The 17,784-nt window shown below is 37.1% G+C and carries 21 protein-coding genes; 16 read left to right on the top strand and 5 right to left on the bottom strand.

Annotated elements, in window-relative coordinates:
• Positions 1-1,476, top strand: a complete 1,476-nt coding sequence (gene lpdA, locus B4D49_RS02660; protein WP_414717950.1) for a dihydrolipoyl dehydrogenase — start codon at positions 1-3, stop codon at positions 1,474-1,476.
• 211 nt (positions 1,477-1,687) lie between these two features.
• Here lpdA and B4D49_RS02655 read toward each other — a convergent pair whose 3' ends face one another.
• Positions 1,688-2,590: a DMT family transporter gene (locus B4D49_RS02655; RefSeq protein ID WP_286783103.1), complete on the bottom strand. Its 903-nt coding sequence runs from the start codon at positions 2,588-2,590 to the stop codon at positions 1,688-1,690.
• Between the two features lie 90 nt (positions 2,591-2,680).
• Between B4D49_RS02655 and B4D49_RS02650 the strand changes: the two genes are divergently transcribed.
• Positions 2,681-4,087: a PLP-dependent aminotransferase family protein gene (locus B4D49_RS02650; protein WP_286783102.1), complete on the top strand. Its 1,407-nt coding sequence runs from the start codon at positions 2,681-2,683 to the stop codon at positions 4,085-4,087.
• A 70-nt stretch (positions 4,088-4,157) separates the two neighbouring features.
• A complete protein-coding gene (locus B4D49_RS02645) occupies positions 4,158-5,147 on the top strand; it encodes a lipoate--protein ligase (protein ID WP_286783101.1) in 990 nt (329 codons plus the stop codon).
• A gap of 43 nt (positions 5,148-5,190) precedes the next feature.
• On the opposite strand, the gene B4D49_RS02640 is transcribed toward B4D49_RS02645, so the two are convergent.
• Both B4D49_RS02640 and B4D49_RS02635 read right to left on the bottom strand, forming a co-directional pair.
• A complete protein-coding gene (locus B4D49_RS02640) occupies positions 5,191-5,967 on the bottom strand; it encodes an FxLYD domain-containing protein (protein WP_286783100.1) in 777 nt (258 codons plus the stop codon).
• A 59-nt stretch (positions 5,968-6,026) separates the two neighbouring features.
• On the bottom strand, positions 6,027-6,335 hold the full coding sequence (locus B4D49_RS02635; protein ID WP_286783099.1) for a DUF898 family protein: 309 nt from the start codon (positions 6,333-6,335) through the stop codon (positions 6,027-6,029).
• A 131-nt stretch (positions 6,336-6,466) separates the two neighbouring features.
• Between B4D49_RS02635 and B4D49_RS02630 the strand changes: the two genes are divergently transcribed.
• Positions 6,467-6,997 carry a pyridoxamine 5'-phosphate oxidase family protein gene (locus tag B4D49_RS02630; RefSeq protein WP_286783098.1) on the top strand — a complete coding sequence of 177 codons (531 nt, stop codon included), beginning with the start codon at positions 6,467-6,469 and terminating at the stop codon, positions 6,995-6,997.
• A 126-nt stretch (positions 6,998-7,123) separates the two neighbouring features.
• Positions 7,124-8,488: an MATE family efflux transporter gene (locus tag B4D49_RS02625; protein ID WP_286783097.1), complete on the top strand. Its 1,365-nt coding sequence runs from the start codon at positions 7,124-7,126 to the stop codon at positions 8,486-8,488.
• A gap of 38 nt (positions 8,489-8,526) precedes the next feature.
• Here the strand turns inward: B4D49_RS02625 and B4D49_RS02620 are convergent, their stop codons facing one another.
• Both B4D49_RS02620 and B4D49_RS02615 read right to left on the bottom strand, forming a co-directional pair.
• A complete protein-coding gene (locus B4D49_RS02620) occupies positions 8,527-9,309 on the bottom strand; it encodes a protein-ADP-ribose hydrolase (RefSeq protein ID WP_286783096.1) in 783 nt (260 codons plus the stop codon).
• 122 nt (positions 9,310-9,431) lie between these two features.
• Positions 9,432-9,692: a metal-sensitive transcriptional regulator gene (locus tag B4D49_RS02615; protein WP_039696933.1), complete on the bottom strand. Its 261-nt coding sequence runs from the start codon at positions 9,690-9,692 to the stop codon at positions 9,432-9,434.
• A gap of 171 nt (positions 9,693-9,863) precedes the next feature.
• Between B4D49_RS02615 and B4D49_RS02610 the strand changes: the two genes are divergently transcribed.
• The 11 genes from B4D49_RS02610 to B4D49_RS02560 all read left to right on the top strand — a co-directional run.
• Complete coding sequence (locus B4D49_RS02610; protein WP_074799129.1) at positions 9,864-10,163, top strand: rhodanese-like domain-containing protein; 300 nt, start codon at positions 9,864-9,866, stop codon at positions 10,161-10,163.
• Positions 10,160-11,815, top strand: a complete 1,656-nt coding sequence (locus B4D49_RS02605) for an FAD-dependent oxidoreductase (protein WP_286783095.1) — start codon at positions 10,160-10,162, stop codon at positions 11,813-11,815. The genes B4D49_RS02610 and B4D49_RS02605 overlap by 4 nt, the downstream gene beginning before the upstream one ends.
• A complete protein-coding gene (locus tag B4D49_RS02600; RefSeq protein WP_286783094.1) occupies positions 11,808-12,110 on the top strand; it encodes a rhodanese-like domain-containing protein in 303 nt (100 codons plus the stop codon). The genes B4D49_RS02605 and B4D49_RS02600 overlap by 8 nt, the downstream gene beginning before the upstream one ends.
• Before the next feature lie 74 nt (positions 12,111-12,184).
• Complete coding sequence (locus B4D49_RS02595) at positions 12,185-12,835, top strand: HD domain-containing protein (protein WP_286783093.1); 651 nt, start codon at positions 12,185-12,187, stop codon at positions 12,833-12,835.
• Between the two features lie 15 nt (positions 12,836-12,850).
• On the top strand, positions 12,851-13,318 hold the full coding sequence (locus B4D49_RS02590; RefSeq protein ID WP_286783092.1) for a GNAT family N-acetyltransferase: 468 nt from the start codon (positions 12,851-12,853) through the stop codon (positions 13,316-13,318).
• Between the two features lie 216 nt (positions 13,319-13,534).
• Entirely contained in the window at positions 13,535-15,097 is a 1,563-nt protein-coding gene (gene guaA / locus B4D49_RS02585; protein WP_286783091.1) for a glutamine-hydrolyzing GMP synthase, read from the top strand.
• 230 nt (positions 15,098-15,327) lie between these two features.
• Complete coding sequence (locus tag B4D49_RS02580) at positions 15,328-15,813, top strand: NUDIX hydrolase (RefSeq protein ID WP_286783090.1); 486 nt, start codon at positions 15,328-15,330, stop codon at positions 15,811-15,813.
• Positions 15,814-15,936: 123 nt separating this feature from the next.
• The gene (locus B4D49_RS02575; protein WP_074628722.1) at positions 15,937-16,398 is read left to right on the top strand and encodes a LytTR family DNA-binding domain-containing protein; all 462 of its coding nucleotides are present in this window, start codon (positions 15,937-15,939) and stop codon (positions 16,396-16,398) included.
• Positions 16,395-17,129, top strand: coding sequence for a LiaF transmembrane domain-containing protein (locus B4D49_RS02570; protein WP_286783089.1), 735 nt, complete (start codon positions 16,395-16,397; stop codon positions 17,127-17,129). The genes B4D49_RS02575 and B4D49_RS02570 overlap by 4 nt, the downstream gene beginning before the upstream one ends.
• 146 nt (positions 17,130-17,275) lie before the next feature.
• A complete protein-coding gene (locus B4D49_RS02565) occupies positions 17,276-17,539 on the top strand; it encodes a hypothetical protein (RefSeq protein WP_286783088.1) in 264 nt (87 codons plus the stop codon).
• A partial coding sequence (locus B4D49_RS02560; protein WP_286783087.1) for a CPBP family intramembrane glutamic endopeptidase occupies positions 17,536-17,784 on the top strand: 249 nt, incomplete at its 3' end. The genes B4D49_RS02565 and B4D49_RS02560, both read left to right, overlap by 4 nt.

The following is a 17,784-nucleotide window of genomic DNA, read 5'->3' as shown; positions in this document are numbered from 1 at the left end:
GTGAAAGAAGCGACAGCTCACCTAGAATCAGCTGGACTTGAAGTTCCAAAGACGGTGACGGCAGAGGTGTCTTCAGAACAAAAAACTTCGCTTGCATCAGATGAGTATGATGTGGTTGTCGTTGGTGGAGGACCTGCAGGTTATTATGCAGCTATTCGTGCTGCGCAACTAGGAGGTAAGGTAGCTATCGTTGAAAAGTCTGAATTCGGTGGTACTTGCTTGAATGTTGGCTGTATTCCAACGAAAACTTATCTTAAGAATGCTGAAATTTTAGACGGGTTAAAAATCGCTGCTGGGCGAGGAATTAATCTGGCTTCAACCAATTACAGTATTGATATGGATAAGACTGTAGATTTTAAAAATAGTGTTGTGAAAACCTTGACGGGTGGTGTTCGAGGACTTTTGAAAGCAAACAAAGTAGCTATTTTTGATGGACTAGCTCAAGTCAATCCAGATAAAACAGTGACAATTGGTCATCAAACCATTAAAGGTCATAGCATTATTCTTGCGACAGGATCAAAAGTGTCTCGTATCAATATTCCAGGTATTGATTCACCGCGTGTTTTGACATCTGATGACATTCTTGATTTACGCGAAATACCAAAATCACTAGCTGTTATGGGTGGTGGCGTTGTTGGTATTGAACTTGGATTGGTTTGGGCATCATATGGTGTCGAAGTGACCGTTATTGAAATGGCTGACCGCATAATTCCAGCAATGGATAAAGAAGTATCACAAGAATTGCAAAAGCTTTTAACCAAAAAAGGCATGACTATTAAGACAAGTGTTGGTGTGTCAGAAATCATTGATGAGTCAAACCATTTAACCTTGAAATTATCAAACGGAGAAACTGTTCAGGCTGATAAAGTTCTGCTATCTATTGGACGCGTGCCACAGATGAAGGGACTTGAAAAGCTAGATTTAGCCATGGATGGTAATCGTATTAAAGTAAACGCTTATCAAGAAACGTCTATTCCAGGTATTTATGCTCCAGGTGATGTTAATGGTCAGAAAATGTTAGCGCATGCTGCTTACCGTATGGGAGAAGTAGCTGCTGAAAATGCTCTTTCTGGCAATCATCGCAAAGCAAAACTCGAGTATACACCTGCAGCTGTCTATACTCATCCAGAGGTGGCTATGGTTGGATTAACTGAAGAAGCTGCGCGTGAGCAGTATGGTGATGTCTTGATTGGTAAATCAAGTTTTTCAGGTAACGGACGAGCTTTGGCATCAAATGAAGCTCAAGGATTTGTTAAAGTCATTGCTGATTCTAAGTACCATGAAATTCTTGGTGTGCATATTATTGGTCCTGCAGCAGCTGAGCTGATTAACGAAGCAGCAACTATCATGGAAAATGAGTTAACAGTTGATGAAGTGGCCCAAGCCATTCATGGACATCCAACCTTCTCTGAAAATATGTATGAAGCTTTTCTAGATACTATTGGCGAAGCTATCCATAACCCACCCAAGAAATAAAAAGCTGTTGAAAGCAAGTTAACGGCTTTATAGAAATTTGTTTTCTTAACAAAAAAGATATATTATTAATTATTTCTTTATACATAAAAAGGCTAAGAATTTTTGTCTTAGCCTTTTGTTTTCGCTTAACTTGATCAGTAAGCTCATATGTGAGTATGAAAAGTGAAGAGTTATTTTAGTTTTGAGGATGTTTTGTTTATGAACTTAGAAATTAAATAGATTGGGATTTTTCTTGTGTGATTTCAGTTGATGTTTGTGTTTTAGCAAGGTAGACACCTGTTAATGTAATCAAAATGGCGATAACGGTTTGGAGGTTTAAACTCTCTTGAAAAACTACCCAAGCATAAAGTGCGGCAACGACTGGCTGAGAAAGGGTAATTAAGCAGGATAGGCAGGCACTAACTTTTCCCAAACAATAAGCTAGTAAGCCTTGTCCCAAAATTTGAGAGACTAAAGCTAATGCTAATAGCGGCCAAAGCTCACCAAAGTTTTTTGGTAAATAAAAGCCTTCAGTAAAGAAAATAACAAAAGCAAGTACTAGCAGCGTTCCAAAAGCACTGATAAACATGATGGTATTTGATTTGACCGTATCGCGTAATTTGTAAACGGTAATCATGAACATGGCATAAAAGACTGAAGCTCCAAGGCTCATAGAATCTCCGAGTAAACGATTAGGAGACATGGTTACTTTATTTGCCATGAGAACAAGAACACCAGTAAGAGTAATCAAGCCACCTAATAAAAACTTAGGCGTTATTTTTTCTTTGAATAGGAAATAACTGACTGGAATAACGGTAAAAGGGGTAAGGTTCACTAATAAATTTGAATTAGCGACGCTTGTATAAGAAAACGAAGTGTTCCATAAAGTCAAATCTCCTGCTAGAAAAGCGCCTGCTAAGACAATCGTTATGACTTCTTTACGACTCAAAGCCTGTAAATCAGACTTCTTAAGAAATGGCATTAGCATGGGAATGGAAAATAAAACACGGTAAAAACCGGTATTGATTGGTGGTAACGAACTGAGTTTGACAAAGATGCCACCAGTTGCTAAAAAACAGATAGCTAGAAAAATTAAGAATATATATTTGCTATCATTTGTACGATTTTGCTTCATTTTTTCACCTCAGCTAAAATTGTAACGAATATGTGGTATAATAAAAAGTACCAGTATTTAAAAATTTTTAGGTGCCACTTTGGAGGTAATATGATTCATCTTGATCGCAGTGCAGGTAGCAGTCCCCTGTACCAGCAAATCTATCAGCAAGTAAAATCAGATATTTTGCAGGGCTATTTACCACCAGCTGAGAGACTTTTAGGGACTCGAACTTTAGCTAAAATGCTTGGAGTTAGCCGTAATACCGTTGATCGAGCATACATGCAGCTAACTTTGGAAGGATATATTGAAAGTCGTCAAAATGCTGGCTTTTATGTTTTAAAATTGCCCAAAGCCTTTCAATCAGAAAAAGGAGTTAATGACATTCTTCCTAGCAAGGAAGCTTGTTCAAATGATGATCACATTGTTTATGACTTAACAAATAGTAGTCATACCAATAATTTGTTTCCAAAAAAAGTTTGGAAAAAGCATTATTTACAAGCGCTTGATGAATTGGATAAAGCAGAGCAATTATCAACTTTGCAGCCATTTCAGGGAGAATATAAGCTGAGAAAGGAAATCAGTCGATACTTGGAACGTATCCGCGGGGTGAAATGCCACCCTAATCAAATTATCATCACCAGTGGTTTGCAGCAGTCATTAGATTATATCTGTCAGTTCCTAGGAAATACGCAAAAAAGCGTCTTGATGGAAGATCCAAGCTATCCTAAGGCGCGTGAAATTTTTAAGAAAAACGCCTATCCAATCGTGACGGCAGAAGTTGATGAGAAGGGTTTGGACTTGACTAAGGTTGAAAGGAGTTCGGAGATTGAGATGATTTACACCACACCATCGCATCAATTTCCACTGGGGATGATTATGCCAATTTCTAGGCGTCAGGAGCTGCTAGCTTTTGCCAAGGAAAAGAATTCCTTTATCATTGAAGACGATTATGATAGTGAACTTCGCTATTACCAACGTCCAATCCCTGCTTTAAAATCCATTGACTACCTTGATCGCGTGATTTACCTTGGGACTTTTTCAAAAATCTTGTCACCGTCATTTCGGATGGGCTACATGGTTTTACCTGAGCAATTCACGGAAGCTTTCTTGGATAAATTTAAACTTTACAATAGTACGGTGAATTTGTTGAATCAAATTGCGCTGGCTAATATTTTATCTAGTGGCGATTATGACCGCTTGGTTCGCAAAATGAATCATGTCTTCAAAAAACGTTATGAAGCATTTAAAAAGGAATTCGAGGAATTTAAGGCTCCGATTAAACTATCTTCAAATGTTAGTGGACAATATTTTCTGTTGACTTTTCCAGATAAAATCAATCAGTGTGATGTCATTAAACGTGCTGAAAAAGAAGGTGTCCGAGTTTATGATACCATGCAATTTTGGCAAGAAAAAGCGGCTTGTCCGCAGGAAAGTCTCTTTCTTGGGTTTAGTAAGATTGACTTGGAAGATATTCCAGATTGTGTTAAGAGATTGAGAAAAGCTTGGGAGAATTAGTGAGCAAATTAAAAGACGCAGGTCTGTGATTCTGATATACTAAGCTTAATGAAAATGAAGGAGCTTTCATATGAAGTATATCGTCAACAAGTCCCACAACCCAGCTTACAATATTGCCTTGGAAGCTTACGCTTTTCGTGAATTACAAGATGAAGATGAGATTTTTATTCTCTGGATCAATGAACCAACGATTGTGATTGGCAAACACCAAAATGCTATCGAAGAAATTAATAAAGCCTATACAGATGAGCATGGTATTCATGTGGTTCGTCGCTTGTCAGGTGGCGGAGCAGTATACCATGACCTTAATAATTTGAACTACACCATTATTTCTAATAAAACCCAAGAAGGTGCCTTTGATTTTAAGACCTTCTCACAACCTGTCATTGAAACCCTTGCTGATCTTGGTGTGACAGCGACCTTCACTGGAAGAAATGACCTTGAAATCGATGGCAAAAAGTTTTGTGGTAATGCACAAGCTTATTACAAAGGTCGCATGATGCATCATGGTTGTTTGCTTTTTGATGTTGATATGACAGTGCTTAGCAATGCCCTTCAAGTTTCAAAAGATAAAATTGAATCAAAAGGGGTTAAGTCAGTTCGTGCGCGTGTGACTAACATTTTGAATGAATTACCCGAAAAAATCACAGTTGAAGACTTTTCGGATAAACTGTTAGCTAAAATGAAAGAATCTTATCCAGAAATGACCGAATATGTCTTTTCAGAAGAAGAATTAGTAGCCATTCAAACCTTAGCAGACCAGAAATTTGCAACTTGGGATTGGAATTTTGGCAAATCGCCAGATTATACTATTAAACGCTCAGTTCGCTATCCAGCTGGTAAGATTACAAGCTACGTCAAAGTTGAAAAATCGATGATTACAGGTCTTAAAATTTATGGTGATTTCTTTGGCATCAAAGATGTTTCAGATATTGAAGAAAAACTCATCGGTCTACGCTATGAATACCAAGATGTCCTAGAAAAACTCCAAACCATAGACACCACACAATATTTCACTAATATCAGCCCACAAGAAATTGCAAAAGCAGTAGTGGAGTGAGGTAATATAAAACCAGCTAGCAAAAATTGCTAGCTAGTTTTGGTTAATCTTCATTATCTTTGATTTCAATGTAATCAATACTGTATTCGATTGTTGAGAAAGTTTTATCTGTTCCGAATTCAGCTTGTCGAGTTTCATTTGGTGTCCAGTTATTGAAAATTAAGTATTGTTCATCAACAACCACACCTTGATCATTTTTTAATTTAGCAATGACACTTAAGTCTTCAATTGTATACTCAGTATTATTAGTTGCAGTTGCAGTATATTCTCCGTACTCTTCAAAAGATTTTTCTTCATCTTTGGCAAATGATAGAGAGTTAATTAATTTTGTAACCTGCTCTTTGGCTTTATTGTTTTTTTGCACTTCTTTACCTGAGGCTAAGAGTTCATCAAGATTTTTTTGATTGGCTTTTGAAACCTTGATTTTTTTGATTTTATTAATTTTATTTAAAGCTTCAGTTCGTTGGTCGTAGGCATCAAACCATTTTTCGTAAAAAGAATCAGCGCCGAATGTTTGAGCAATTTCTTTACATTTTTTTAATGAATTAATGTAGGAAATAGCCGCTTCTTGTAATTTACTATCTTTAAATGATAAATCACTATATTTATTAACTTCATCAAGCTCTTTTTTGATAGCAACAGTATAGAATTCTTTAGATTCATCATCGTTATTATCAACATAAGTCCATCTTGATTCCAAGCCTTTGGCAAGTGATGACATAAATTTATCATCGTAGTATGTTTTTTCGCTTGTCTTTTTAGAACATCCGACTAAGATTAAGCAAGTGATGGTTATTAAACCTAAAAACCATTTTTTCATGTTTTATAATTCTCCTATAAGCTTTTAACGTGGTTCAGTTTTTTGCACGTTTTCCTAATTTAGTCTAAGTAGTGCATGTGTTTGGTAATCCATTGTTGCAATTTAATATTAAGCCAGAATGAGTAAATACCTAGCGTGATGACTGTTAAAATTAGCCATTTAATCCAATTTCCAAATAGCTGCATAGCTGTACCATCAAAGTAAAAACGGTGTCCGTCGATGACAGTGTGTTTGACCTTCCAATTGATCATAATGCAAATTCCCCATGGGGCACAAATACCAAGTGTTAAAATGGTAATCAAACTTGCAATAATGCTGTGTCCAATATAACTTAGCAAACCGCCGTCAAAATAGCTTTCGTGTTTCAAAAAAAATCTCCTTTGTAAAAAGTTGTGAAAACGATATTAGTTTAGCATATTGATTAGTGCCGTGCAACACATAATGAAAAAATAATGAAAAATTCCATTTTCATTATGAAGAATAAGATTATTTTGCTATAATGTTGAAAAAAGAGAATGGTGGTTTGATTATGCCTGAGATGAGACGACGTGACCGTGAAGTGAGAGATTTAGCAGAAATTAAAGCTATTATCGAAAAAAATATGATTTTGCACCTAGGTCTTTTTGATGAGGAATTTCCTTATGTTGTTCCTTTACATTATGGATATGAATTTAAAGAAGAAAATCATCAGTTTATTTTTTACATGCACGGTGCAAAACAAGGCCATAAGATTGATTTAATCCATCAAAATCCAAATGTTTGTATCCAAATTGAAGGTGAAGTCATACCAGATTATGACCACGAGATTCCATGTAAGTACGGTGCTTTCTTTACCTCTTTTATCGGACGTGGAAAAGCAGAGTTTTTGGAGGATTCTGAACAAAAAGCTTATGCCTTGAATCAACTCATGCAACACCAAACTGGTAAAATGTTTGAGTTTACCGAAAAAATGACAAATTCAGTTGCAGTGATTAAAGTTGTCATAGATTATTACACAGCTAAAGCGAAGAAAATGAAATCCGCAAAATAATGAAAAACAGCTAAACCAATGTTTAGTTGTTTTTTATGAGAAGATACAGAAAAATTAAAAAACTCTTGACTTTGAGTAGGCTCCAAGGTGTAATATTAGTAGTAGCAATTCAAATAGGAGGAAAGAATGGATAGTTTTTCGGATAAGGCGTTAGAAAAGAATTACTTTTTTAGTAATCGTGATTTAACCAAACTTTTTATCCCTTTAATCATTGAGCAGGGCTTAGAATTTTTGGTTGGTCTTATTGCCTCAATCATGGTTTCAAGAGTTGGAGAAGCAGCTGTGTCGGGAGTTTCTTTGGTAGAATTCTTGATGGCTCTTTTTATTAGTATTTTTGCGGCATTTGCGACTGGTGGCGGGATTGTAGCAGGTCAATATTTGGGTGACCGTGATACTAAAAATGCCAACAAAGCTGTCAATCAGCTAGTCAAATTTACTTTATTTTTCAATTTAGGGATTACGGTTTTGATTTTTGCGATTAAACCTTTTATTTTGAGTCATTTATTTGGGTCAATTACACCTGAAGTTCACGCGCAAGCTGATCGTTACTTTAATATCGTAGCTCTTTCGACTCCCTTTATTGCTCTTTATAACTCAGGCGCAGCCATTTTCAGAACCTTAAATAAATCTCGCTTACCGATGAATATTATGTTAGTCATGAATGGCTTGAACATTGTCATGGGCGTTAGCTTGATTTACGGTTGTGGTTGGGGTGTTGAAGGAGTAGCTATTCCAATTCTTCTTTCCCGTGTTGGTGCCATGCTTTTGGTTTTGTGGTTTGCACATCATATCAAGTCAGACTTGACTTTGGGGAATTTCTTAAAAGAAAAAGTCGACTGGCAGATGATCAAAAAAGTTCTTGGTATTGGACTACCATTTGGTTTTGAAAATGGTATGTTTTTCCTTGGACGATTGATTGTTTTATCAGTTGTTTCCCTTTTTGGAACCGCAGCTATCGCCGCAAATTCAGTTGGTGGAACCATAATCATGTTCCAGGGATTACCTGGTATTTCTATTGTTTTAGGCTTAGCAGTTGTGATTTCAAAATGTGTTGGTGCTGGGGATTACGAACAAGCTGAGTATTATAAGCGTAAAGTTAGCCGTATTATTCATTTAGCTAACGCTTCATTTTCAGTTGTTGTGATTGCTTTGATGCCTTTATTAATGAAGATTTATGACTTATCAGACCAAGCTACTCATTATGTTTGGATTATTGTGCTTGCTCATGGTATTTTGGTTAGTATTTTCTGGAATTCAGGTTATGTTTTGCCGGTTGTCTTTCGTAGTGCTGGAGATGCTAATTTTCCAATGGTTATCGGAATCGCCTCAATGCTTTTAGTACGCGTTGTATGTGCTTATCTGTTATCGATTAATTTTGGTATGGGAATGCTTGGAACTTGGGTAGCAATGTTCTTAGACTGGTTTGTAAAAGGTATCATCTATGAAATTCGCTATCGAAAAGGTACTTGGAAAAATTATAAATTAGTTTGATAAAAAAAGAGCTGGGAGTTTATCCCAGTTCTTTTAGTTTAATGAAGTAAATCTTGATAGATAGCCGCTTCGTCATCTTCAGCAACATTGAAAATGATTTTTTTGACATATTTGCTTTGATCTAAAAAGGCTTTAACAGTATTAACAGCGATTTTAGCCGCTTCTTCATTGATGAAATGATTGTCATGATTAGTCGCAAGAGAAGAAAGTGCAACGGATTCTAATTGGTTTTTCTCAGCTAATGTTAAGCAAGACAGATAACTTTGGGCTAACAAATCTTTATCTTCAGGTGTGAGGTGTTCATTGATAGCAGGACCAACGGTGTGAAGAATAAAGTTAGCAGGCAGATTGTAACCTGGCGTGATTTTAGCACTACCAATTGGTTCATCATGCCCTTGGTCTTTCATCAAGTTGTAGCATTCTAAACGTAATTGAACCCCCGCATAGGTATGGATAGTATTGTCAGTACATTCGTGAAGGGGTTGGAAACAACCGAGCATTTGTTGAGTGGCTGTATTGACAATAGCATCGACTTGAAGTCGTGAAATATCTCCCTTCCAGACGTACAAACGCTCATCAGTCATAAGTGGGTGTAAGTGATTTAAAAAGACGACCACCCGTTCGGCTTTTTTCAATTGAAGATAATCATTTTGCATGATTAAAAAACGAGTTGAGACAGCCATTGGCGGTCTGACATTAAGAAGAGCACGCAAGAGAGTTTCTTGTCCAGGTAAGTCATCTGGAACATCGATGGCTTTAAATTGCGGATTCTCCATAATAAGGTAATCTAACAGGAAGCTTACCATTTCTTTCTTAGTCATATGGACTCCTTACTAATTTTAAAATCGCTTTCTCAAATTTTAGTATATCACCTTTTTAAGGAATTCGCATCAAGAAAAAAATATTCTGACTCAAGCAGATAAAAAAATAAGAGCCAAGGCTCTTATTTTTTAATAATCAAGTCGATAGCCTTGGCCAGATTTTCTTCTTGTTGTATAGGGTCTTTGACAGGTTCTTCAATGACTTGATTGATTTTATTTCCGATGACGATACCGATAGTACGATTGATACTTGAGCGAACTGCAGTTAGTTGTGTCACAATGTCGATACATTCTTGGTCTTCGTCAATCATTTTTTGGATACCGCGTAATTGTCCTTCGGCACGTTTTAAACGGTTGATAATATCTTTTTTGTCTGTTTTCATGAGGCCTCCTTTATGTTTTTATTATACCGGTGGTAGGTATATTTGTCAAATGCAAGACCTTTTCGTTGACAGAATAAAAAGAGCTATGGTATTATCTTAGTATACCTATAGGGGTATCTAAAAGAAAGGAGGAAAAGGCTTATTTTTCTTAATAAATTATTTTCTCAATCAGTGAGAACAGTTACTACGAGTGAATTAGAGTCTGTTTTACAAGATAAATCAACAACCTTGCTTGATGTTCGAACAGCTCAAGAATACGCCGGGGGGCATATTAAAGGAGCACGACTTTTCCCGCTTGACAGAATTCATACCTACGAGGGTAAAAAAGAAAGTCCTGTTTACCTAATCTGTCATTCAGGAGCACGTAGCAAACGCGCTGCGAAACTCTTGAAAAAGAAAGGTTATGATGCCATTTCAGTTAAAGGTGGCATGCTTGCTTGGCAAGGAAAAACAATTGGAGGTAACAAATGAGTAAAATTTTGATTGTCGGTGGTGTAGCTGGGGGCATGTCTGCTGCAACACGTCTTCGTCGTTTGATGGAAGATGCTGAAATTATTGTTTTTGATAAAGGGCCTTATGTGTCTTTTGCTAACTGTGGGCTACCTTTTCATGTTTCTGGAGAAATTGCAGAGCGTGATAACTTGCTAGTTCAAACACCAGAACGTTTGAAAGCACGTTTTAATATTGAGGTTCGTCCAGAATCAGAAGTATTGTCAGTTGATGCTGATAAGAAAGAAATTACAGTTCGTCATGAAGAGAAAGTTTACACAGAATCATATGACAAACTAATCTTGTCACCAGGTGCTAAACCATTTGTGCCACAAATGGAAGGTTTAGACAGCGCTGATAATGTATTTGTACTTCGCAATATTCCAGATTTGGATAAAATCATGGCAGCTTTATCTGATGTACAATCAGGAAATGCGACAGTCATCGGTGCTGGATTTATCGGGCTTGAAATGGCAGAAAGCCTAGCCAAAAAAGGTTTGAAAGTGACAATCGTTGAAAAAGCGCCGCACGTTTTACCGCCACTTGATGAAGAAATGGCTGCTTTTGTTAAGAATGAATTAACACGCAACGGTATTACAGTCTACACCAATCAATCTGCTAAAGCGTTTAAAGATAATGGGAAAACTATTATCCTTGAAGATAGTAGTGAATTGACATCAGATATTACGATTATGTCTGTTGGTGTTCAACCAGAGTCAAGTTTGGCTAAAGACGCAGGTCTTGAACTTGGCCTTCGTGGTGGTATTTTGGTTAATGAAAACTACCAAACAAGCAACCCTGATATTTATGCTGTTGGGGATGCCATTATTGTCAAACAAGAAATCACTGGTCAAGATGCGCTTATTTCTCTAGCTAGCCCAGCAAACCGTCAAGGTCGTCAAGTAGCTGATAATATTGCTGGGATTGCTCGCCAAAATAAAGGTAGCATTGGAACAGCTATTGTTCGTGTCTTTGATTTAGCAGCTGCTTCAACAGGACTTAGCGAGCGTATTGCACGTCAAAACTTTGATGATGTTGCTGTTGTTCACACAAATAACAAAGATCATGCTGGTTACTATCCTGGTGCGACAGATGTTGTCATAAAACTAATTTTTAATAAGAAAACTGGTGTTATCTATGGAGCACAAGCAGTTGGTCAAAAAGGTGTTGATAAACGTATCGATGTTTTAGCGACAGCCATTAAAGCAGGCTTGACTGTGGCAGATCTTCCAGAATTAGAATTTACTTATGCGCCACCATTTGGAGCAGCAAAAGACCCTGTAAACATGGCTGGATATGCTGCCCTTAATATTATTGAAGGGGTTAGTGAGTCTGTTCAGTGGTATGAATTAGCTGATGAATTAGCAAAAGGTAAGGTCTTCCTTGATGTTCGTACTAAAGCAGAAGTTGCCAGAGGTCATATTGCCGATGGTATTAACATACCACTAGATGAATTACGTGACCGTTTATCAGAACTAGATCCAAACCAAGAGTACATTATCAGTTGTCACAGTGGTCTTCGTTCTTACATCGGCGAACGTATTTTGAAACAACATGGCTTTAAAGTAGAAAATCTTGATGGTGCTTATCACCTATACAGTACTGTCAAACCAGAGGAGATTAAACATGGTTAAATACATTAGTGCAAAACAATTGCATGATGCATTAAATAATAATGAAGCGTTAAACATTATTGATGTTCGTGAGAAAATGGAATTTGCAATGAGACATGTACCTACAGCAGTCAATCTTCCCTTGAGTGAATTTGTATCTGGCTACCAAGCGCTTGATAAAGATAAAACATACCATATCATTTGCCAAAGTGGTGCCCGTTCAGAACAAGCCTGCTTTTTTCTAGATGACCAAGGCTATAAAGTGGTAAATGTTGATGGCGGCACATCAGCGTGGCCAGGAGCATTGGAATACTAATAGAACATTTTTTTAAACATCTTCCTATTTTTTAACAGGGCAAATTTGTCCTGTTTTTATGATATAATCATTTTATGACTGATAAAAATGATATTTTACAAAGGGCTGAAAAGCTTGTTTATGATAAATTACATGCAGAAGCTAGTGGTCATGACTGGTGGCATGCGGTTCGTGTGAGAAATACAGCGCGTGAATTAGCTGAAAAAGAAGGAGCAGATAGCTTTATCTGTCAGTTGACAGCTTTGGTGCATGATATGGCTGATGAAAAGTTAAATGATGATCCTAAGCAAGCTCTAGCTAATTTAAAAGCTTGGCTCGTTGAGCGGCAACTTTCTCAAGCAGACGTCGAACACGTTATTCAAATCATCAATACCATGTCTTTTAAAGGAGATGGAAGCAGTATTCCAGCAACTTTAGAAGGAAAAGTTGTGCAAGATGCTGACCGTTTGGATGCTATTGGTGCGATTGGTATTGCGCGTTGCATGGCTTATTCAGGAAGTAAAGGCCGTCCTATTCATGACCCCAGCATGACTGCCCGTGAACATTTGACTGCTGAGGAGTATCGTAATGGCAAGGACACAGCAATCATGCATTTTTATGAAAAATTGCTTAAACTTAAAGACTTGATGAACACAAGCCACGCTAGAAAAATGGCTGAGCACCGCCACGCTGTTTTGGAAGAATTCTTAAAAGAATTCTACGCAGAATGGGACGGTAAGTTGTAAGAAGGAGAGACTGATATGACGATTAGACGAGCAAAAGAAAGTGATATATCAAAACTGATTGATTTACTAGAGCAAGTTCTCTTGGTGCACCATAAGGTTAGACCTGATTTATTCCAAGAAAAGGGTGTCAAATATACGGAAGCCCAATTAGCTGAGTTGATAGCTGATGATAATCGTCCGATTTTTGTCTATGAAGACGAAGAGGGACAAGTTCTTGGGCATATGTTTACCGTTATCGAGCAATCGTCAGCGCCAAAAGTGCCACGAAAGACACTTTTTATTGATGACTTGTGTGTGGATGAGGCTGCGCGTGGGCAAAAAATCGGTGAGCAGTTATATCAGTTTGCCTTGCAGTATGCCAAAGAGATTGGTTGTTACAACTTAACGTTGAATGTCTGGAGTGCTAATAAATCAGCAGTTCGTTTCTATGAACGTCAAGGGATGAAACCACAAGAAACTCGTATGGAACAGATTATTGATTAAAAATAGAAGTCACGAGAAATCGTGGCTTTTTAGCAGCTGAAATTTCTAAAATCAAGTGCAGAAATCGCTTTATCTGATTATATAATTATGAGAATAGTTGTTAAATTGCTAATTTTAATTAGATACCGAAAATCTACTGCTAAATGCTAGAAATTATGCTACAATTAAAGGGAACACTGTTAGCCAAAGGGGCTGACGTTAATAGAAAGGGTAATAATGACTGACAAATCTACTTTGAACGATGTTCAAAAAATCATTGTTCTTGACTATGGTAGCCAGTACAACCAATTGATTGCTCGTCGTATCCGTGAATTTGGTGTTTTCTCTGAACTACGAAGCCACAAAATCACAGCAGACGAAGTTCGTGCAATTAACCCAATTGGTATCGTACTTTCAGGTGGTCCAAATTCAGTTTATGCTGACAATGCTTTTGGTATTGATGAAGAAATTTTTGAATTGGGTATTCCGATTCTAGGTATCTGTTATGGTATGCAATTGTTGACTGACAAACTTGGTGGTAAAGTTGTTCCAGCCGGTCAAACTGGTCACAGTGAATACGGTCAATCAACACTTCGTTTGCAAGCAAAATCAGAACTTTTTGCTGAAACACCAGAAGAACAAACTGTTTTGATGAGCCATGGTGATGCCGTTACTGAAATTCCTGCAGGCTTCCATTTGGTTGGGGACTCTGCTGATTGCCCTTACGCAGCAATTGAAAATACTGAGAAAAACATCTATGGTATCCAATTCCACCCAGAAGTTCGTCACTCAGTATATGGTAACGATATTTTACGTAACTTTGCTTTCCGCATCTGTGGTGCTAAAGGTGATTGGTCAATGGATAACTTCATTGATTTGCAAATTAATGAAATCCGTCAAAAAGTTGGTGATCGTAAAGTTCTTTTGGGACTTTCAGGTGGGGTTGACTCATCAGTAGTTGGTGTTCTTTTACAACGCGCTATCGGTGATCAATTGACATGCATCTTCGTTGACCACGGTCTTCTTCGTAAAGGAGAAGGTGACCAAGTTATGAACATGCTTGGTGGTAAATTCGGATTGAACATCATTCGTGTCGATGCTTCAAAACGTTTCTTAGACCTTCTTGCTGGTGTTGATGACCCAGAGAAAAAACGTAAAATCATCGGTAATGAATTTGTCAGTGTATTTGACGACGAAGCAAGCAAACTTAAAGGTGTTGACTTCTTAGCCCAAGGTACTCTTTACACAGACGTTATCGAATCAGGTACAGATACTGCCCAAACAATCAAATCACACCATAACGTTGGTGGTCTTCCAGAAGACATGCAATTTGAATTGATTGAACCACTTAATACACTTTTCAAAGACGAAGTTCGTGCGCTTGGTACAGCTCTTGGTATGCCTGACGAAATCGTTTGGCGCCAACCATTCCCAGGACCAGGACTTGCTATCCGTGTAATGGGTGAAATCACAGCAGAACGTCTTGAAACAGTTCGTGAATCTGATGCTATCCTTCGTGAAGAAATTGCTAAAGCTGGTCTTGACCGTGATATCTGGCAATACTTCACAGTTAACACAGGTGTTCGCTCAGTTGGTGTTATGGGTGATGGACGTACTTACGATTACACAATCGCAATCCGTGCAATCACATCAATCGACGGTATGACAGCAGACTTTGCACGTATCCCATGGGATATTCTTCAAAAAATCTCTGTTCGTATCGTAAATGAAGTTGACCACGTTAACCGCATCGTCTACGATATTACAAGTAAACCACCTGCAACAGTTGAGTGGGAGTAGTACTAGATTTTTAGCGACGAAGTCGCAAAAAAAGTCTTTAGTACTACCCCTGTGATAGCTGTCTCAGAACAAGGAGCAAAAGCGACGATGTGATGAGGTTGCTGAGAGGTGAATAATATAACCACTTAGAAGAAAATCTTCTAGGTGGTTTTTTAGTTGAATTTATCAAATCAAGTGGTATAATATCAAAGCTTATTAACAGTATTTGTCTGGAATAAAGGAGGTTTGAAATGGAACTTTGGGATGCTTATGATGCGCATTTGAATGTAATTAAGGGACAAACTTTAGTCCGTGGGGAAAAGATTCCTTGTGGTGTTTATCATTTGGTTAGTGAAATTATTGTTAAGCACAGCGATGGGACTTATTTATTAACACAAAGAGATCCAAGAAAAAATCTAGGTGGCATGTGGGAAGCGACCGCAGGAGGTTCAGCTTTGCAAGGCGAAAGTCCTTTAGATTGCGCAAAACGAGAATTACGTGAAGAGACAGGAATCGTGACAGATGATTTTGTTGAAGTAGGGCGCGTCTTACACCAAAGGCATCAAACTTATTATGTCAATTATCTTTGTCATACAGACGTCGATAAGGATAGTATTGTTTTACAAGAAGGTGAAACCTCTGCTTATAAATGGGTGACAGCTGAAGAATTGCGTCAAATGTCTCGAGAAGAACTAGCCACGCAGAGAATACAGAACTTTATCGAAGAATTGAGCTAACCAGATTTGGTTAGCTTTTTTGTTTTGATTTTGACCTTTCATCACAATAAATTTACCTCTTATCCCAAACTATTGCGAATTAAAAGTAAGTATGTTTTACTATAATCAAAAGGAGGGAAAGGATTGAAAATCACTATTGATGTAGATGATTCTCTGGAGCAAGATTATATAACCATTCATTGTAAAGAGCTGACAGATGATATTTTAGAACTTCAAAAAAGTTTAGTCAGTAAATCTGTGGGAAGTCTTCGCATCTCAGCTTTTCAGGATGATGTTGAACATTTTTTAGAATTAAAAACAATCATTTTTATGGAATCAGATGGTAATTATATTCTTGTTCATACTTCGCAGGACATTTACAAAACCAGGCGAAAATTATATGAATTGGAAGAACTTCTTCCAAGGGATTTTATCAGGGTATCGAAATCAACTATCGTTAATACCGTCAGGATTTCTGGCATAAAGAAGAATATTACTGGTGCTAGTGAGATATCCTTTACTCATTCTACTAAAAGAGCGTATGCATCAAGAAATTATATTAAGGCATTAATTGAAATTATGGACGAAAAGAGGTTGAAGAGATGAAAAAACATAGAATTAATTCAATTATTACTGGATTATTATTGATTTTATTTGCTGTGATGTTATTACTTAATAAAATGGGAGTATTGTCTGAATTTCCGTCATTGAAGTTTATGATGAAAATTGCTTTGATAGTCATTTTAGCTTACTTCATCATTGTGAATGGTATCGGTAAAAGAAGTTTTCTTGGTGTGACATTCCCACTTGGTATTATTGCTTGTTTATTCTCTGATTTGCTTGGGATTGGTATGGTATCTCCGTTTATCATCATTTTGGTTTCTATTTTGATTGGAGTTGGTCTTTCTATGATTTTTGGTAAGAAGGCATATGTTCGTCATGATTTTGGAGGCAAGTACATCTATAGTAATGTTTCAGATTCTAAGGAATATTCGGATGCTGACGGGACATTTACAGTAGACAATAGTCTTGGTGAAAGAACAGCTTATATGTCTGTGAATGATTTAAGACATGGTAAAATTGAAAATGCCCTAGGTAGTTTGATTGTTTATCTTAATGGCACAAGTTTAGATGAATCGGGTGCTACGATTGATATCGATAATGGTCTAGGTAAACTGCAAGTTTATGTTCCAAAAGAATTTAGAGTATCAGTCAATATTGATAATGGTCTCGGTACCGTTAACACGCATGGTAATCCAGCAACAGATGAAACATTGCCATTGTTGAAACTCAACATTGATAATGGTCTCGGTACAACAGATATTTATTTTGAATAGAATATATAGCCTAAAGCCTTAAAGAATTTCTTTGAGGCTTTTTGATTTCTTTCTTGAAATGCATTTTCAGGTAACGTATAATAAAAATGTTTTGAAAATTTAATGAAAATAGTTGTGGCAGCGACACTTAGAATCAGGAGATAACGATGATATATAAGCTACCAAGAATGAAAGTGCTTATTTTAACTTTGTTAATGGCTTTTATGGAGCTCTCAGCCTTACCAGCAGCTTTTTTAGGTCAAGTAACTTTCAAAGATATTAAACCAATGTATTTTACATTGATGTTAAATTTTGTTCTAGCCTTGCTTATTTGCTGGTTGTGCCAAAAAATTTGGATTAAATCATTGAAGTTTGGTTTACAAAAATCAGGTCTTTTTCAGGTTTACAAAGATTTGGCTTACCAGCTGTGATTGCGACGCTAGCTGTAGCAATTACTTTTTGCAGTGGCTTAGCACCATTTGGTAATCAACCATCCTTTTGGCGTGTCTTAGTTGAAGGAATTATTTATTATATTGGTGTGGCTGTTGTAGAAGAAGTGTACTTGAGAGGATTATTGCAAAATCTTTTAGAAAATTGTTTTGAAAATAGCAAGAATGCAGCATTATATGCTATTTTGATTACCTCTTTTTTGTTTGGCTTTGGTCATATATTTGGG

The organism is Streptococcus sp. UBA4344 (assembly GCF_002393675.1).
In the GTDB taxonomy this organism is placed as follows: Bacteria; Bacillota; Bacilli; order Lactobacillales; family Streptococcaceae; genus Streptococcus; species Streptococcus vicugnae.
The sequence above is the reverse complement of the archived record's forward strand: the minus strand, read 5'-3'. Positions and strand labels throughout refer to the sequence as shown.

Excerpts from the sequence above, each read along its gene's own strand:
- B4D49_RS02655 (WP_286783103.1), bottom strand. The coding sequence starts at position 2,590 with ATGAAGCAAAATCGTACAAATGATAGCAAATATATATTCTTAATTTTT.
- B4D49_RS02625 (WP_286783097.1), top strand. The coding sequence starts at position 7,124 with ATGGATAGTTTTTCGGATAAGGCGTTAGAAAAGAATTACTTTTTTAGT.
- B4D49_RS02590 (WP_286783092.1), top strand. The coding sequence starts at position 12,851 with ATGACGATTAGACGAGCAAAAGAAAGTGATATATCAAAACTGATTGAT.
- B4D49_RS02645 (WP_286783101.1), top strand. The coding sequence starts at position 4,158 with ATGAAGTATATCGTCAACAAGTCCCACAACCCAGCTTACAATATTGCC.
- guaA (WP_286783091.1), top strand. The coding sequence starts at position 13,535 with ATGACTGACAAATCTACTTTGAACGATGTTCAAAAAATCATTGTTCTT.
- B4D49_RS02630 (WP_286783098.1), top strand. The coding sequence starts at position 6,467 with ATGTTGAAAAAAGAGAATGGTGGTTTGATTATGCCTGAGATGAGACGA.
- B4D49_RS02600 (WP_286783094.1), top strand. The coding sequence starts at position 11,808 with ATGGTTAAATACATTAGTGCAAAACAATTGCATGATGCATTAAATAAT.
- B4D49_RS02650 (WP_286783102.1), top strand. The coding sequence starts at position 2,681 with ATGATTCATCTTGATCGCAGTGCAGGTAGCAGTCCCCTGTACCAGCAA.
- B4D49_RS02615 (WP_039696933.1), bottom strand. The coding sequence starts at position 9,692 with ATGAAAACAGACAAAAAAGATATTATCAACCGTTTAAAACGTGCCGAA.
- B4D49_RS02565 (WP_286783088.1), top strand. The coding sequence starts at position 17,276 with ATGATATATAAGCTACCAAGAATGAAAGTGCTTATTTTAACTTTGTTA.
- B4D49_RS02580 (WP_286783090.1), top strand. The coding sequence starts at position 15,328 with ATGGAACTTTGGGATGCTTATGATGCGCATTTGAATGTAATTAAGGGA.
- B4D49_RS02605 (WP_286783095.1), top strand. The coding sequence starts at position 10,160 with ATGAGTAAAATTTTGATTGTCGGTGGTGTAGCTGGGGGCATGTCTGCT.
- B4D49_RS02620 (WP_286783096.1), bottom strand. The coding sequence starts at position 9,309 with ATGACTAAGAAAGAAATGGTAAGCTTCCTGTTAGATTACCTTATTATG.
- B4D49_RS02595 (WP_286783093.1), top strand. The coding sequence starts at position 12,185 with ATGACTGATAAAAATGATATTTTACAAAGGGCTGAAAAGCTTGTTTAT.
- B4D49_RS02640 (WP_286783100.1), bottom strand. The coding sequence starts at position 5,967 with ATGAAAAAATGGTTTTTAGGTTTAATAACCATCACTTGCTTAATCTTA.
- B4D49_RS02570 (WP_286783089.1), top strand. The coding sequence starts at position 16,395 with ATGAAAAAACATAGAATTAATTCAATTATTACTGGATTATTATTGATT.